Annotated in this window: 16 protein-coding genes; 12 read left to right on the forward strand and 4 right to left on the reverse strand. The window is 70.9% G+C overall.

Features of this window, described 5'->3' with window-relative positions; all coding sequences use genetic code 11:
* Position 1: 1 nt before the first annotated feature.
* On the reverse strand, positions 2-673 hold the full coding sequence (locus tag G127AT_RS10460) for a thioredoxin-like domain-containing protein (RefSeq protein WP_244857528.1): 672 nt from the start codon (positions 671-673) through the stop codon (positions 2-4).
* A 260-nt stretch (positions 674-933) separates the two neighbouring features.
* Between G127AT_RS10460 and G127AT_RS10465 the strand changes: the two genes are divergently transcribed.
* Positions 934-2,304: a cystathionine beta-synthase gene (locus G127AT_RS10465; RefSeq protein ID WP_210896654.1), complete on the forward strand. Its 1,371-nt coding sequence runs from the start codon at positions 934-936 to the stop codon at positions 2,302-2,304.
* Between the two features lie 85 nt (positions 2,305-2,389).
* Positions 2,390-3,532 (forward strand): cystathionine gamma-synthase, encoded by a 1,143-nt coding sequence (locus tag G127AT_RS10470; RefSeq protein ID WP_210902049.1) that lies wholly within the window; start codon positions 2,390-2,392, stop codon positions 3,530-3,532.
* Between the two features lie 53 nt (positions 3,533-3,585).
* Here G127AT_RS10470 and G127AT_RS10475 read toward each other — a convergent pair whose 3' ends face one another.
* Complete coding sequence (locus G127AT_RS10475) at positions 3,586-3,822, reverse strand: hypothetical protein (RefSeq protein ID WP_210896656.1); 237 nt, start codon at positions 3,820-3,822, stop codon at positions 3,586-3,588.
* 107 nt (positions 3,823-3,929) lie between these two features.
* Between G127AT_RS10475 and G127AT_RS10480 the strand changes: the two genes are divergently transcribed.
* The 4 genes from G127AT_RS10480 to G127AT_RS10495 all read left to right on the forward strand — a co-directional run bounded on the left by G127AT_RS10480 (position 3,930) and on the right by G127AT_RS10495 (position 6,714).
* Positions 3,930-5,255, forward strand: coding sequence for an APC family permease (locus tag G127AT_RS10480; RefSeq protein ID WP_244857529.1), 1,326 nt, complete (start codon positions 3,930-3,932; stop codon positions 5,253-5,255).
* Complete coding sequence (locus tag G127AT_RS10485; RefSeq protein ID WP_244857530.1) at positions 5,252-5,662, forward strand: nucleotidyltransferase family protein; 411 nt, start codon at positions 5,252-5,254, stop codon at positions 5,660-5,662. Before G127AT_RS10480 ends, G127AT_RS10485 begins: the two co-directional genes overlap by 4 nt.
* A complete protein-coding gene (locus G127AT_RS10490; RefSeq protein WP_210896658.1) occupies positions 5,652-5,819 on the forward strand; it encodes a ribonuclease HepT family protein in 168 nt (55 codons plus the stop codon). The genes G127AT_RS10485 and G127AT_RS10490 overlap by 11 nt, the downstream gene beginning before the upstream one ends.
* A gap of 64 nt (positions 5,820-5,883) precedes the next feature.
* The gene (locus G127AT_RS10495) at positions 5,884-6,714 is read left to right on the forward strand and encodes an aldo/keto reductase (RefSeq protein WP_210896660.1); all 831 of its coding nucleotides are present in this window, start codon (positions 5,884-5,886) and stop codon (positions 6,712-6,714) included.
* 41 nt (positions 6,715-6,755) lie between these two features.
* On the opposite strand, the gene soxR is transcribed toward G127AT_RS10495, so the two are convergent.
* On the reverse strand, positions 6,756-7,217 hold the full coding sequence (gene soxR, locus G127AT_RS10500; protein ID WP_210896662.1) for a redox-sensitive transcriptional activator SoxR: 462 nt from the start codon (positions 7,215-7,217) through the stop codon (positions 6,756-6,758).
* 41 nt (positions 7,218-7,258) lie between these two features.
* On the opposite strand from soxR, the gene G127AT_RS10505 reads away from it, so the two are divergent.
* From G127AT_RS10505 to G127AT_RS10520, 4 genes are all read left to right on the forward strand, one after another.
* The gene (locus tag G127AT_RS10505; RefSeq protein ID WP_244857979.1) at positions 7,259-8,641 is read left to right on the forward strand and encodes an MFS transporter; all 1,383 of its coding nucleotides are present in this window, start codon (positions 7,259-7,261) and stop codon (positions 8,639-8,641) included.
* Positions 8,642-8,928: 287 nt separating this feature from the next.
* On the forward strand, positions 8,929-10,449 hold the full coding sequence (gene mmsA / locus G127AT_RS10510; protein WP_210896666.1) for a multiple monosaccharide ABC transporter ATP-binding protein: 1,521 nt from the start codon (positions 8,929-8,931) through the stop codon (positions 10,447-10,449).
* Between the two features lie 41 nt (positions 10,450-10,490).
* A complete protein-coding gene (mmsB, locus tag G127AT_RS10515; RefSeq protein ID WP_210902056.1) occupies positions 10,491-11,786 on the forward strand; it encodes a multiple monosaccharide ABC transporter permease in 1,296 nt (431 codons plus the stop codon).
* A gap of 37 nt (positions 11,787-11,823) precedes the next feature.
* Positions 11,824-12,945, forward strand: a complete 1,122-nt coding sequence (locus tag G127AT_RS10520) for a substrate-binding domain-containing protein (protein WP_210896668.1) — start codon at positions 11,824-11,826, stop codon at positions 12,943-12,945.
* 29 nt (positions 12,946-12,974) lie between these two features.
* Here the strand turns inward: G127AT_RS10520 and G127AT_RS10525 are convergent, their stop codons facing one another.
* A complete protein-coding gene (locus G127AT_RS10525) occupies positions 12,975-13,481 on the reverse strand; it encodes a hypothetical protein (RefSeq protein ID WP_210896670.1) in 507 nt (168 codons plus the stop codon).
* Between the two features lie 121 nt (positions 13,482-13,602).
* On the opposite strand from G127AT_RS10525, the gene G127AT_RS10530 reads away from it, so the two are divergent.
* Positions 13,603-14,622, forward strand: a complete 1,020-nt coding sequence (locus tag G127AT_RS10530) for a LacI family DNA-binding transcriptional regulator (RefSeq protein WP_210896672.1) — start codon at positions 13,603-13,605, stop codon at positions 14,620-14,622.
* A gap of 172 nt (positions 14,623-14,794) precedes the next feature.
* On the forward strand, positions 14,795-15,535 hold the full coding sequence (locus G127AT_RS10535; protein ID WP_210896674.1) for an L-ribulose-5-phosphate 4-epimerase: 741 nt from the start codon (positions 14,795-14,797) through the stop codon (positions 15,533-15,535).
* Positions 15,536-15,590 lie beyond the last annotated feature (55 nt).

Consider the following 15,590-nt stretch of genomic DNA (forward strand, 5'->3'; position numbering starts at 1 on the left):
GTCAGGACACCTTGCCCGGTCCGTCGTAGGCACCGGTGCAGGCGGCGCCGACCTCGGGCACGTTCTGGCTCTTCCAGTACTCCTCGAAGAACTCGGCGATGCGGGGGTCGTCGGCCGAGTCGACCTTGAGCTGCGCGTTCCAGGCGCTCAGCGCGATGGGGGTGTCGAGCCCCTCGAAGGGCGAGAGGATGACGTAGGTGCCCGGCAGTTTCGCACGCAGCGTCGAGAGCTCCTCGTCGCTCAGGGCGTCGGCGTCGTAGGTGACCCAGACGGCGCCGTGCTCCAGGGAGTGCACGGCCGCCTCGCTCGGCACGACCTCCTCGTAGACGCCGCAGTTCAGCCAGACCGGGTTGTGCGGGCCGCCGGCGGGCGGGGTCTGCGGGTAGTCGACCTCGGTCTCGACGTGGTCGGAGACGTTGTCGAAGGTTTCGACGCCTTCGATCTCGGCCCCGGTGCCGCCCTCGGAGTAGCTCGCGGGCTTCGGCGCGAGCACGAACGAGGCCACGAGCAGGGCGGCGACCGCGACGACTGCGGTGACGCCGCCCCAGATGCCGATGAGGCGGTTGCGGCGGCGGCGGGCCTCGCGCTTCTTGAACTCGGCGGTCTTCATCGCACGGGATGCGGCGCGCTGCTGCTTGACGGTGAGCGGTCGCTCGGGGGACTCGGGGGTCACGTCGGGCCTCTCGTTCGGGGGACACCTCTATACGAGCGCATCGAGCACAGGTGCGCGCCCCCGGGATGACACCTCGCAGGGCATTCCCAGGCGGAGAGCGGATGCCGGGCCGCCGCCAGCCTGCTCGCCCGTGTCGGCTGCTGCCGCTACGCTGAACGGGTGACTGTGCGCCTCGGCTGTCGTTGTCGTTCCTAGACGACCACCGATCCATGCCCGGCGCCCGGATCGCGCCGGCGCGGTACGACCCGAGGAAGGCCAGCATGAAGTACGCAGAGACCATCGTCGATCTCGTCGGCGACACCCCGCTCGTCAAGCTCACCCGCGTGACGGAGGGCGTCACGCAGGCGACGGTGCTCGTCAAGCTCGAATACCTGAACCCGGGCGGCAGTTCGAAGGACCGCATCGCGGCCCGCATCATCGACGCCGCCGAGGCCGAAGGCAAGCTGAAACCGGGCGGCACGATCGTCGAGCCGACGAGCGGCAACACGGGCGTCGGGCTCGCCCTCATCGCCCAGCAGCGCGGCTACCGCTGCGTGTTCGTCTGCCCCGACAAGGTCGGCGAGGACAAGCGCAACGTGCTCACCGCCTACGGCGCCGAGGTCGTGGTGACGCCGACGGCGGTCGCCCCCGACAGCCCCGAGTCGTACTACGGCGTCTCCGACCGGCTCGCCCGCGAGATCCCGGGCGCGTTCAAACCGAACCAGTATGCGAACCCGAATGGTCCGCGCAGTCACTACGAGACCACCGGCCCCGAGATCTGGCGCGACACGGAGGGCAAGGTGACGCATTTCGTCGCCGGCGTCGGCACGGGCGGCACGATCACCGGCACCGGCCGGTACCTCCGCGAGGTGTCGGACGACCGGGTGCGGATCATCGGCGCCGACCCCGAGGGCTCCGTCTACTCGGGCGGCACGGGCCGGCCGTACCTCGTCGAGGGCGTCGGCGAGGACTTCTGGCCGAGCGCCTACGACCCGGACGTGCCGCACGAGATCATCGCGGTCAGCGACGCCGACTCGTTCGCGATGACCCGCCGCCTCGCGCGGGAAGAGGGCATCCTCGTCGGCGGTTCGAGCGGCATGGCGGTCGTCGCCGCGCTCGAGGCGGCGAAGGATGCGGGCCCCGACGACGTGTTCGTCGTGCTGCTGCCCGACGGCGGCCGCGGCTACCTCGGCAAGATCTTCAACGACAAGTGGATGCGCGCCTACGGCTTCTCGAACGCGCCCGCCGGCCACACGGTCGCAGACGTGCTGCGCGCGAAGGCCGACCGCACCGCGCCCCTCCTGTACGTGCACCCGAGCGACACGATCCGCGAGGCCATCGACCGGATGACCGGGGCGGGCGTCTCGCAGCTGCTCGTGCTGTCGGCCGAGCCGCCGGTCGTGCTCGGCGAGGTCGTCGGCGCCGTGCACGAGGAGTCGCTCATGGAGCTCGTCTTCTCCGGCGGCGCGCAGCTGACCGACAAGATCGAGACCGTCGTCGGCGACGCCCTGCCCCTCATCGGCGTGAACGAGCCGGTCGCCGCCGTACGGCAGGCCTTCGCGTCGACGCCCGCGCTGCTCGTCACCGACGGCGGCAAGGCGCTCGGCGTCATCAGCCGGGCCGACCTGCTCGGCTACCTCGCGACCGCATGATCCGACCGTACGGCCCGAGTGGATGCCCCGGGGCATCCACCGCGCCACGGCATCCACACCCGAGAACCACACGGAAGGCCACCCCATGAGCCACGGCTTCGACACCACCGCCATCCACGCCGGCCAGGACTTCGACCCCACGACGGGCGCCGTCATCCCGCCGATCTACCAGACCTCGACGTTCGTGCAGGACGGCATCGGGGGCCTCCGCGGAGGCTACGAGTACTCGCGCGGCGGCAACCCCACCCGCACCGCCCTCGAAACCCAGCTCGCCGCGATCGAGGGCGCAGCCCACGGGCTCTCCTTCGCCTCGGGGCTCGCCGCCGAGGATGCACTGCTGCGCACCGTGCTCGCCCCCGGCGACCACGTCGTCATCGGCAACGACGTCTACGGCGGCACGCACCGGCTCATCCGCCTCATCCACGGCGCCTGGGGCATCGAGCACACCACCGCCGACACGAGCGATGCGGATGCCGTGCGCGCCGCCATCCGCCCCGAGACGAAAGTGCTCTGGGTCGAAACCCCCTCGAACCCGCTCATGAAGGTCACCGACATCGCCGCCGCGGCCGCCCTCGCCCGCGAGGCCGGCATCCTGCTGGTCGTCGACAACACTTTCGCGAGCCCCGCGCTGCAGCAGCCGATCGCGCTCGGCGCCGATGTCGTCGTGCACTCGACGACGAAGTACCTCGGCGGCCACTCCGATGTCGTCGGCGGCGCCGTCGTGCTGAACGACGAGGAGCTCGCCGCGAAGGTGCGCTTCACCCAGTTCGCGGCCGGCGCCGTGTCGGGGCCGTTCGACGCGTTCCTCACCTCCCGCGGCATCAAGACCCTCGGGGTGCGGATGCAGCGGCACTCGTCGAACGCCCTCGAGATCGCCCGCCGCCTCGATGAGCATCCCGCGGTCGTCCGCGTCTACTATCCGGGGCTCGAATCGCACCCCGGGCACGAGCTCGCCGCCCGCCAGATGTCGGGCTTCGGCGGCATGCTCTCGCTCGAGCTCGCCGACGGCGCCGCCGCCCGGCGTTTCGCGGAATCCACGCAGCTGTTCCAGCTCGCCGAGTCGCTCGGCGGCGTCGAATCGCTCGTGAACCACCCGTGGTCGATGACGCACGCCTCGGTGCGCGGCACCGACGCGGAGGTGCCGGAGGCGATCGTGCGCCTTTCGGTCGGCATCGAGGATGCCGCCGATCTGCTCGCCGACATCGACGGAGCGCTCGCGGCCGTGTGACGGGGCGGCGCGGCTCGACTCCGCCCGGCTCCGCCGTAGCGGGCGGGCGGGCCTCAGGCGTCGTCGCGACGTGCCCGCGTGTGTCGGGTGTCGTCGTGAAGCGCCCGCGGGAGGAAGGCCCGCCGTCGCTCGCGCACGAACTGTGAAACGATCCCTGCCGCTGTGCATGACACGGCGAATACGACGGGCACCAGCCACTCGCGAACGCCGGACGGCGTCTGCCCGGCGAGCGCGACGAGCACCATGACGACGACGCCGATGAACAGCGGCGTCGTCAGCCTCTCCACCATGACATGCCTCCTCTCGGGAAGCGTACCACCGCGCGATGGCAGGATTTCGACGAACCTTGTCGTAACTGCCAGCGGCGCCGCTGGTGCGGGGTGGTGATGATCGAGACATGACCATCACCGAAAGCGAAGCGAGCATGACCGAAGCGGCCCCCGCCCGCGGCGGCGCCCTCGGGCTCGGCCGTGGCACCGCCCTCTACGTCGCCGCCGTGCTCGGCACCGGCATCCTCGTGCTGCCGGGGCTGGCCGCATCGGCCGCCGGCCCGGCATCCATCGTCGCCGTCGCCGCCGTGCTCGCCCTCTCGATCCCGCTCGCCGGAACCTTCGCCGCGCTCGCCGCGCGGTTCCCGGATGCCGGGGGCGTCGCGAGCTTCGTGCGCCGCGCCCTCGGCGACACGGCCGCCCGCATGACCGGGTACTGGTTCTTCTTCGGCGTCTGCGTCGGCTACCCCGTCGTCGGCATGCTCGGCGGCGAATACGTCGTCGCCGTGCTCGGCGTCGATCGCGCGGCCGTGCCGATCGTGGGGCTGGCGATCCTCGTCCCGCCGTTCATCGTCAACTGGTTCGGGGTGCGGGTGGCCGGGTGGCTGCAGTTCGCCCTCACCGGGCTGCTGCTCACCGTCGTCATCGGCACGGTCGCCGTCGCGTTCCCGCACGTCGAACCCGGCAACCTCACCCCGTTCCTGCCGAACGGCTGGGGCGGCGTCGGCACCGCGATCGGCCTCTTCGTGTGGGCCTTCGCCGGCTGGGAGGTCGGCACCCACATCGCCGGCGAATTCAAGAACCCCCGCCGCACCATCCCGATCGCCACCGGCATCGCGATCGTCGTCGTCGGCGCCGGCTACCTCGCGCTGCAGTTCATGACCGTCGGGGTGCTGGGGGTGGATGCCGGCGGCAGCGCCGTTCCCCTGCTCGACCTCGCCGCCGTCGCCGCGCCCGGCGTCGGGCCGGTGCTCGTCGCGATCATCGCGGCGGTCGTGACCCTCGGCGTCCTGAACTCCTACATGCCCGCATTCGGCAAGCTCGGCGCGGCGCTCGCCCGCGACGGCGACCTGCCCCGACCCCTCGCGCGCGGCGCCGAGGAGGGCGGGATCCCGCGCCCGGCGCTCGCCGTCACCGGCGTGCTGATCCTCGTCTACACGGCTCTCATGATCGGCAACGGGCTCGACCTGACCGCCTTCATCCTCATCCACACGAGCAACATGGTCGCCATCTACGCCGCCGGCATGGTCGCCGCCGTGCTGCTGCTGCGCCGCGGCAGCGCCGGCTGGTGGCTCGCCGTCGTCGCCGCCGCCTGCACCGCCGCCCTGCTCCTCCTCGCCTGGCAGAATCTCGCCGTGCCGCTCGCCCTCGCCGCCGCGGCGCTCGTCGTGGCCGCCGTGAAGCGCCGCCGGGCGGCGACCCCGGAAACCGAGCTGCGGAAGGACCCCGCATGACCGGGCCCGCCGCCCGCACCTCCGCGCCCCGCCCCGCCGCCCCCTGGGCGCGAGGGGCGCGGTTCCTCGCCATGCCGTTGCCGATCTGCGAGACTGAACGCATGGAGGCGGTCGCGTTCCTCGATACCGAGGCGATCCGGCGCGCCTGCGAGCGTCACGGAGTGGAACGGCTTCGCGTTTTCGGCTCGGTGCTCACCGATCGGTTCGACCCCGAGACGAGCGACGTCGATTTCCTCGTCGCTTTCCGGCCCGGGAGGCAGAACCTGTATGACGACTTCTTCGGGCTGAAAGCCGAACTCGAGCGGATCGTCGGCAGAGGCGTGGATCTCGTCGTCGAGCGGTCGATGAAGAACCCCTTCTTCCGGGCTTCGGTCCTCGGGAGCGCGCAGGACCTCTATGCGGCCTGAATCCGGTGCCCATCTCTGGGACGCTGCCGAGGCGGCTCGGCTGGTCCGCGACATCGATTACGAGATCGTGTGGCGGGCGGCGACGACCAGCATTCCCGCGCTGATCCCGGTCCTGGACGGACTCGTCGACGAGGCGAAGGGCGCCGCCGGGCTGTGACGGCGACGCGCCGGATCGCGGCGAGGGGTCGCGCGCAGGGCGCCGGGTGCGCGAGCATGGAAGGATGAGCGTCCCCTCGTATTCACTCCGCGACGGCAACTCCATTCCGGCCATCGGGCTCGGCACCTACGGTTTGAACGGGCCGGCTGGCACCGAGGCGATCGAGTCGGGCATCCAGGCCGGCTACCGCCTCGTCGATACCGCGGTGAACTACGGCAACGAGGCCGAGGTTGGGCAGGCGATCGCCGGCAGCGGGGTGGATCGGGGCGAACTCTTCCTGACGACGAAGCTGCCGGGCCGCCACCACGGCTACGACGAGACGCTCGCGAGCTTCGAGGAGTCGCGCGAGAAGCTCGACGTCGACTGGGTCGACCTGTACCTCATCCACTGGCCGAACCCGTCCGTCGACAAGTACGTCGAGAGCTGGCGGGCGATGATCAACCTGCGCGAGCGGGGCCTGGCCCGATCCATCGGGGTGTCGAACTTCACGGCCCCGATGCTCTCGCGCCTCATCGACGAGACGGGTGTCGTGCCGGTCGTGAACCAGGTAGAACTGCACCCGTACTTCCCGCAGGAGGAGTTGCGCGCCTTCCACGACGAGCACGAGATCCGCACCGAGGCGTGGAGCCCGCTCGGGCGCAAGAGCGATCTGCTCGCCGAGCCCGTGCTCGCCGAGATCGCCGCCGAGCACGGGGTGAGCGTCGCCCAGACGGTGCTCCGGTGGGACGTCGAGCACGAGGTCATCCCGATCCCGAAGTCCGCGCACGCCGCTCGGCAGCGCGAGAACCTCGACGTCTTCGGCTTCACTCTGCGCACCGAGGAGGTCGAGGCGATCTCCGCGCTCGCACGCGGGCGCATCTGGGGCGCCGACCCCGACGTGCACGAGGAGATGTAGGCCACGTCGGTGGATGCCGTGGCCCGCGGCATCCACCCGCGTCAGTCCTCCTCGGTCCACCGCCTGGGGCCGGGGCCCGCGGCGGCCAGCCGATCGGCGGGGTTCTCGAGGGTGCAGACGCCGAGGCTCAGGCAGCCGCAGCCGATGCAGGTCGCGAGGTCGTCGCGCAGGTGCTCGAGGTCGGCGATGCGGCGTTCGAGGGCTTCGTGCCAGCGCGCCGAGAGGTGCATCCAGTCGCGGCGGGTCGGGATGCGCCGATCGGGCAGGCCGTCGAGGGCGTCGCGGATCTCGGCCAGGGGGATGCCGACACGCTGCGCGACCCGGATGAAGCTGATGCGGCGCAGCTCGGCCCGGCGGTACCGGCGGCGGTTGGCGTCGTCGCGCTCGGGGGCGAGAAGGCCCTCGCGCTCGTAGAAGTGCAGCGTCGAGATCGGCACGCCGCTGCGTGCGGCGACCTCGCCGACGGTGAGGCGGTCGTCTTTGCTGGGATGCACCGTGTCCATTGACCTCAACAATACTTGAGGTTCTACGCTCGGGAAACGTGATGACCGAAGACGCCGGCGCGCCGGCCGCGACCCGCCCTCCCGGCCCGCTCGCCCCCGAGGTCCGCTGGCTGTCGATCGGCATGTGCGCCCTCGTGTTCCTCGCCGCCTTCGAACAGCTCGCGGTGACGACCTCGATGCCGCTCGTCGCCCGCGAGCTCGGCGGCGAATCGCTCTACGCGCTCGCCTTCGCCGGGCCGCTGGCGATCGGGGTCGTCGGCACCGTCGTCGCCGGCAACTGGTGCGACCGCGCTGCCGTGCGCGCACCGCTGCTCGTCGGCGTCGGTCTCTTCGTCGCCGGGCTCCTCATCGCCGGCCTGGCCGTCACGATGCCGATGCTCGTCGTCGGCCGGCTCGTGCACGGCATCGGCGGCGGTGCGATCACGGTACCCCTCTACGTGCTCGTCGCGCGCGCCTACGCGCCGGCCGTTCGCCCGCGCATCCTCGCCGGCTTCGCCGCCGCCTGGGTCGTTCCGGCCCTCATCGGGCCGGCGATCGCCGGCATCGTCGCCGACACAATCGGCTGGCGCTGGGTGTTCCTCGGCGTGATCCTGCTCGTGCTGCCGGCGCTCGCCGTCGTGCTGCCGGCGCTTCGGGGCCGGGATGCCGGGCCCGAAGCCGCGTCCGCGCCCTGGAACGCGCGGGCGATCGCCTGGTCGGCGGTCGCGGCCGTCACGGTCCTCGCGCTGACCTTGTCGGCCGAGCTGCCGCGGCCGGCTTCCTTCGTCGTCGGCGGGCTCGCCTTCGCCGCAGTGCTCGCCGCGATCCGCCCGCTGCTCCCGGCCGGCGTGCTCACCGCCCGGCGGGGCATGCCGTCGGTGGTGCTGCTGCGCCTGCTCATCGGCGGCGCGTTCGTCGGCACCGAGGTGTACCTGCCGTACCTGCTGACCGGGCACTACCGCCTCGACGCCGCCGTCGCCGGCATCGCCCTGACGGGGTCGGGGCTCGCCTGGTCTGCGGCGTCGTGGCTGCAGGGGCGGGCGGGCGAGCGCCTGTCGAACGAGGCCGCGTTCCGCATCGGGACGGCTTCGCTCGCGCTCGCGATCGTCTGCTCGCTGGCGACGACGGTGTTCGCGTGGCCGGCGTGGGTCGCGATCGTCGGGTGGATCTTCGCCGGCTCCGGCATGGGACTCATGTTCCCGCGGACGATGGTCGCCGTGCTCGCCGATGCGGATCCGGCCGCGCAGGGGTTCGTGAGCTCGGCGGTGCAGGTGGTGGATGCCGTCGGACCGGCGCTCGCGCTCGCCCTCACTGCGGCGATCACCGCCGTCGTCGGTCACGGCGGCACGACATCGATCGTCCTCGGCTTCTGCCTGACGCTGGGGATCATGCTCGCCGCCGGCGCGCTCGCCTGGTCGGGCCGTACACGCCCCGCCTCGCACTGAGCGCGGCGCGCACCCCTCCGCGCGCACTCCTCGGCACGCGCCGCGCACCCCCGCCCGCCCCGCAACCACGCTTCCGGAGATAACCCCGGTTTCGGATGGAATGAGCTGGATCCATCCGGAACGGTGGCGATCTCCGGAACGGTGGCGGTGCGGGGGCCGCGCCGGACTCGCCCGTTCGGGGTCCTTGACACCGGGCGGTTGCACGATGAGAATCGCGATGTGAACGGTCACACGAGGACGGCGAGGTCCGGGTGAACGCAAGGCATGGGGCAGCACCGCTCCTCGAGATGCGCGGCATCACGAAGGAGTTCCCCGGCGTGCGCGCGCTCGCCGACGTGACGCTGACCGTGCGGCGCGGGGAGATCCACGCGATCTGCGGCGAGAACGGCGCCGGCAAGTCCACCCTCATGAACGTGCTCTCGGGCGTGTACCCCTTCGGCACCTATACGGGCGACATCGTCGTGGACGGCGAGGTGATGCGCTTCGCCGGCATCCGCGCCTCCGAACAGGCCGGCATCGCGATCATCCACCAGGAGCTCGCGCTCATCCCCGAGCTGTCGATCACCGAGAACATCTTCCTCGGCAACGAGGTCGCAACCGGCGGCCGGATCGACTGGGTCGAGGCGACGTCCCGAGCCCGCGAACTGCTCGAACGCGTCGGCCTCCGCGAGGACCCGGACACGCAGATCAAGCACCTCGGCGTCGGCAAGCAGCAGCTCGTCGAGATCGCCAAGGCGCTCTCGCGCGATGTCGAACTGCTCATCCTCGACGAACCGACCGCCGCCCTGAACGAGGGCGACTCGCGGCACCTCCTCGACATCATCCGCACCCTGCAGGGCCGCGGAATGACCTCCATCATCATCAGCCACAAGCTCGCCGAGATCGAGGCGATCGCCGACTCCATCACGATCATCCGCGACGGCCGCGTCGTCGAGACCCTCGACGTCGGTGCGGGCGGCGTCGACGAGGACCGCATCATCCGCGGGATGGTCGGCCGCAGCCTCGACCGCCGCTTCCCCGACCGCACGCCCGACATCGGCGAGGTGTTCTTCGAGATCCGCGACTGGACGGTGCAGCACCCGGCCATCCCCGAACGGCTCGTCGCGAAGAGCGCGAGCCTCACCGTGCGCCGCGGCGAGATCGTCGGCCTCGCCGGGCTCATGGGCGCCGGCCGCACCGAGCTGGCGATGAGCATCTTCGGACGCAGTTACGGCACCTACCTGTCGGGCACGATGTTCAAGGACGGCCGTCCCATCGTGCTGCACAACGTGCAGTCCGCCATCGACCACGGGCTCGCCTACGTCAGCGAGGACCGCAAGCAGCTCGGCCTGAACCTGCTCGACACCGTCAAGCGTTCGATCGTCTCGGCGGGGCTCGGCAAGATCGCGCGTGCCGGCGTCGTCGACGACACCCGCGAGTTCCGCGTCGCCGAGGACTACCGGCAGCAGCTCCGGATCAAGACGCCGAGCGTCGACGACGGCGTCGGTACGCTCTCGGGCGGCAACCAGCAGAAGGTCGTCCTCGCCAAGTGGATGTTCACGGATCCCGAACTGCTCATCCTCGATGAACCCACCCGCGGCATCGACGTCGGCGCGAAGTACGAGATCTACACGATCATCCAGGCCCTCGCGGCCGCCGGCAAGGGCGTGCTGCTCATCTCGAGCGAGCTGCCCGAGCTGCTCGGGATCGCCGACCGCATCTACACCGTCTTCGAGGGGCGCATCACCGACTGCATCGATGCGGCCGGAGCGAGCCCGGAGGCCCTCATGCGCAGCATGACCCGGACGAGGAAGAAGGACGTAGCGTGAGCGAGCAGGGCAAGCGCGGCGGCTTCGCCGACATCCGCAAGATGTTCGGCGGCGGCCAGTCGACGCTCAGGCAGTTCGGCATCCTCGGCAGCCTGATCGTCATCATCGTGATCTTCCAGATCTGGACCGACGGGCTGACCCTGTCGCCGACGAACCTCATCAACGTCGTCAACCAGTACAGCTACATCCTGATCCTCGCCATCGGCATGGTGATGGTCATCATCATGGGCCACATCGACCTCTCGGTCGGATCCATCGCCGCGTTCGTCGGCATCGTCGTGGCGACCTCGATGGCCGACTGGGGGCTGCCGTGGTGGGCGGCGATCATCCTCGGCCTCGTCGTCGGGGCGATCATCGGCGCCTGGCAGGGCTTCTGGGTCGCCGTCGTCGGGGTGCCGGCGTTCATCGTGACCCTGGCGGGCATGCTCATCTTCCGCGGCGCGAACCAGTACTGGGGCAACTCGACGACGGTGGCCGTGCCCGAGGAGTTCTGGGTGATCGGCTCGGGCTACCTGCCCGAGCTGGACGTGCCGTTGGACTTCAACGTGCTGACGATGGTGCTCGGCATCCTCGGGGCCGGATGGATCGTCTTCCACGAGTGGAATCAGCGGCGCGTGCAGAAGAAGATGGGATCCGAACGCGCACCCGTCTGGGTGAGCGTCGTGAAGGTCGTCGTCGTCGCCGGCGTCATCCTCTGGGCGGCGTGGCTGTTCGCGACCGGCCGGCCCGGCACGAGTTTCCCGGTCTCGGGCATCATCCTCGTCGCCCTCATCATCGTGTACTCCTTCATCACCCGCCGCACGGTGCTCGGCCGGCATATCTACGCGGTCGGCGGCAACCGCGCCGCCGCGACCCTGTCGGGTGTGAAGGATCGCTGGGTCGACTTCTTCGTCATGATGAACATGTCGGTGCTGGCGGCCCTGGCCGGCATGATCTTCGTGGCGCGCGCCCGGGCATCCGGCCCGCAGGACGGCAACGGCTGGGAGCTCGACGCGATCGCCTCGGTCTTCATCGGCGGCGCGGCCGTCTCGGGCGGTATCGGCACCGTGATCGGCTCGATCGTCGGCGGCCTCGTGATGGCGTTCCTGAACAACGGCCTGCAGCTCATCGGTGCCGGCGCCGACGTCGTGTCGATGGTCAAGGGCCTCGTGCTGCTCCTGGCCGTGGGGGTGGATGTGCTGAGCAAGCGGCAGGGCCGCCCCTCGATCCTCGGGATCTGGAGCCGGCGCCGACGTGCGCGCCTGTTGTCGGGCGCGCCCGAAGAACCTCCGCTCGTCGAACCGACGAGCGGAACCCCGGAGACGGTCGAACCGGCCGACGTGCCTCGCAACAGCTAGCGCGCGACCGCCTCCACGAGCAGAAAGTGACGGATCGATGAAGAGAATCGCATTTCCCGCGCTCGTCGTCGTCGCGGCGGCCGCCCTGGCCCTCTCGGGCTGCTCCGGCGAACGCGGCGGCGGCGCATCCACCGACGACGCGACCGGCTCGGCCGGTTTCGCCGCAGACGCCCTGATCGGCGTCGCCCTGCCCGACAAGACGAGCGAGAACTGGGTGCTCGCCGGCGCGCTCTTCGAGGACGGCCTCGCCGAGGCCGGCTTCGACGCCGATGTGCAGTACGCACCGGCATCCAACACCGTCGCCGAGCAGCAGAACCAGATCTCGGCGATGGTCACCAACGGCGCCAAGGTCATCGTCATCGGCGCGAAGGACGGCAAGCAGCTCGGCGATCAGTTGCAGCAGGCGGCGGATGCCGGGGTGAAGATCATCGCCTACGATCGCCTCATCGAGAACACGGAGAACGTCGACTACTACGTCGCGTTCGACAACTTCGAGGTCGGCCGGTTGCAGGGGCAGGCCCTGCTCGACGGCCTCGAGGCACGCTCGGCCCACGGTGCGCCGTGGAACATCGAGCTGTTCTCGGGCTCGCCGGACGACGCGAACTCCGCCGTGTTCTTCGGCGGGGCGATGGAGGTGCTGCAGCCGAAGATCGACGACGGAACCCTGGTCGTCGCCAGCGGCCAGACCGAGATCGCCCAGACCGCCACCCAGGGCTGGGAGGCGGAGAATGCGCAGAGCCGTATGGACTCGATCCTCACCTCGGCATACGCCGACCAGGAGGTCGACGGCGTGCTCTCGCCGAACGACACCCTCGCCCGCGCCATCCTCACCTCGGTGAAGCAGGCCGGCAAGGACGTCTCGAAGTTCACCGTCACCGGGCAGGACTCCGAGGTCGAGTCGGTCAAGTCGATCATGGCCGGCGAGCAGTACTCGACGATCAACAAGGACACGACGCTGCTCGTCGAGCAGACCATCAAGATGATCCAGGCGCTGCAGGCCGGGGAGGACCCGGAGGTCAACGACACCGAGCAGTACGACAACGGCGTGAAGGTCGTGCCCGCGTACCTGCTGCCGCCGGTGATCGTGACGAAGGAGAACGCCGCGGAGGCCTATGCGAACGTGCCGAACCTGCTGGAGATCGTGGAGGGAGCGCAGTAGGAGCCGGGTGAGGATGCCCGGTGCCGGCCTCAGGCGCCGGGCGTCCCGCCGTTGCGGGGCGCGGCGGGCCTCGGCGCGGTGTCGCTGCGACCGGCGAGGAAGCGGATGAGGTCGGCTGCCGGGGCTTCGAGCACGGGACCGCGGCCGAATTCCCAGCCGGCGTCGCTCGCGCGGAGCGCGTGCCCGCCGATGACGGCGCGGATCTCGGTGGGCGCCTTGGCTGCGAGGAAGAGGGCGACGGCGCCGCTCGTGCCGGATGCGAGTTCGGCGGGTGCGGATGCCTCGCGGGCGAGCTCGAGGTATTCGAGCACGGCGCGGGCGAGGATGCGCACCGGGACGCGCCGGCCGCCCCGGGCGTCGGCCGCGAGGGTGTGGAGCCGGGCGGCCTCGCCGGCGTCCGGCTCGCCCGCGTCGCTCCGAAGCGCGGCGGTTTGCTCGAGCACTTCGGCGTATTCGAGGCGCCGATCGGAGTGCACGCCCGACTCGTCGACGCGTCCACGCCGGCTCAGCGGCAGTTCGTCCATGAAGTCCGGCACGCCTCCATTGTGCGCGCTCAGCGATGTGACGGTCACATTTGTGACGGTCACATGCCGCAAGGCGACTGCGGCATACTGGAGCGGCACAGTGTGACCGTGCACATTCCGGAACGGGGGTGACGTGACCGAGGAGACGCGCCGGGGCCGGGCCCCGAGCATCCGCGACGTCGCGCGCCTGGCCGGCGTCTCGCACCAGACGGTGTCGCGCGTCCTGAACCATCACCCGAGCATCCGCCCCGAGACGAAGCAGCGCGTGCTCGACGTCATGGGCGAGCTGCAGTACAAGCCGAACCGGGCGGCGCGCGCCCTCGTCACGAGCCGTTCGCGCACCTTCGGCATCCTGTCGGCGTCGAGCACCGAGTACGGGCCGGCGTCGACGATCGCCGCGATCGAGGAGGCCGCGCGCGAGGCCGGCTACTGGGTGACGACGGCGAACATCGAGTCGCAGGATGCCGCGTCGATCGCCGAGGGCCTCGCGCATCTGGCCGCACAGGGCATCGAGGGCCTCGTCGTCATCGCCCCGCAGGTGCGCGTCTTCGACACCCTCGCCGAGCTGCAGATCGACGTGCCGTGGGTGACGATGCAGTCCACCGGCCGGGACGACGCGCACGCCCTCTCGGTCGACCAGATCGCCGGCGCCCGCATGGCGACCCGGCACCTCATCGAGCTCGGCCACCGCAACATCTACCATCTCGCCGGGCCGCAGGACTGGATCGAGGCGGAGGCGCGGATGCGCGGCTTCCTCGAGGAGATGAGCGCGCAGGATGTGGCCACGACGGCGCCGATCCTCGGCGACTGGACGGCCGGCTTCGGCTACCACGCCGGCCGCGAGCTGCTCACGGTGCGCGACTTCACGGCGATCTTCGCCTCGAACGACCAGATGGCCCTCGGGCTCATGCACGCCGTGCACGACGCCGGGCTCTCGATCCCGGGGGACGTGTCGATCATCGGATTCGACGACATCCCCGAGGCGGCGCACTTCTGGCCGCCGCTCACGACGATCCGGCAGGACTTCGCCGAGCTCGGGCGGCGGTGCGTGGGCATCCTGCTCGGCGAGGTGGATCCGGCCTCGCCCGAGCATCGCTGGACGATCGAGCCCGAACTCGTGCTGCGCGCCTCGACGGGCCCCGCGGCGTTCTGAGCGGGCCGAGCCCGCAGCATCCCGGGCCGTCGGGCGCTCCCGGTTGACACGGATGCGCGGCGTGTGCGTACTATTGGCAGCGCCATGTGAACGGTCACATCGAAACATCCCGACCGGCACGCACGCAGTACCGCGCAGACGGCAGTACCGCACAGACGAAGGAGTCAGCCCGATGAGCACGTTCGGCCCGCAGATCGAGGTCGCGATCGCACGCGTCCGGGCCGACGTCGCGAAGCTGCACGGCGAACTCGTGCGCGCCGGCCTCGTCGTGTGGACCGGCGGCAACGTCTCGGGCCGCGTGCCCGGCGCCGAACTCTTCGTCATCAAGCCGAGCGGCGTCGCCTACGACGAGCTCGCCCCCGAGAACATGATCCTCTGCGACCTGGGCGGCGAGGTCGTGGCCGGCACGCCCGGCTCCGAACGCGCATCCTCCTCGGACACCGCGGCGCACGCCCACGTGTACCGGCACATGCCCGAGGTCGGCGGCGTCGTGCACACCCACTCGACGTACGCGACGGCCTGGGCGGCCCGCGGCGAGGAGATCCCCTGCGTCCTCACGGCCATGGCCGACGAGTTCGGCGGCCCGATCCCGGTCGGCCCTTTCGCGATCATCGGCGACGACTCCATCGGCCGCGGCATCGTCGAGACCCTCGCCGGGCACCGCTCCCGGGCCGTGCTCATGCAGAACCACGGCCCCTTCACGATCGGCGTCACCCCGAAGGACGCGGTGAAGGCCGCCGTCATGGTCGAAGACGTCGCCCGCACCGTGCACCTCGCGCGCGCGCAGGGCGAGCCGATCCCGATCCCGCAGGCGTCGATCGACGCGCTCTACGAGCGCTACCAGAACGTGTACGGGCAGACCGGGGATGCCCGGCGCCCCGAAGCCGGGCGCGACCCGGCATCCACCGCATGAACTTCCCGCAGCCCCACGGCGGGCGGAAGACGAGGCCGGCGAGGACGCCGCCGGG

Source organism: Agromyces archimandritae, assembly GCF_018024495.1.
Classification (GTDB): Bacteria; Actinomycetota; Actinomycetes; order Actinomycetales; family Microbacteriaceae; genus Agromyces; species Agromyces archimandritae.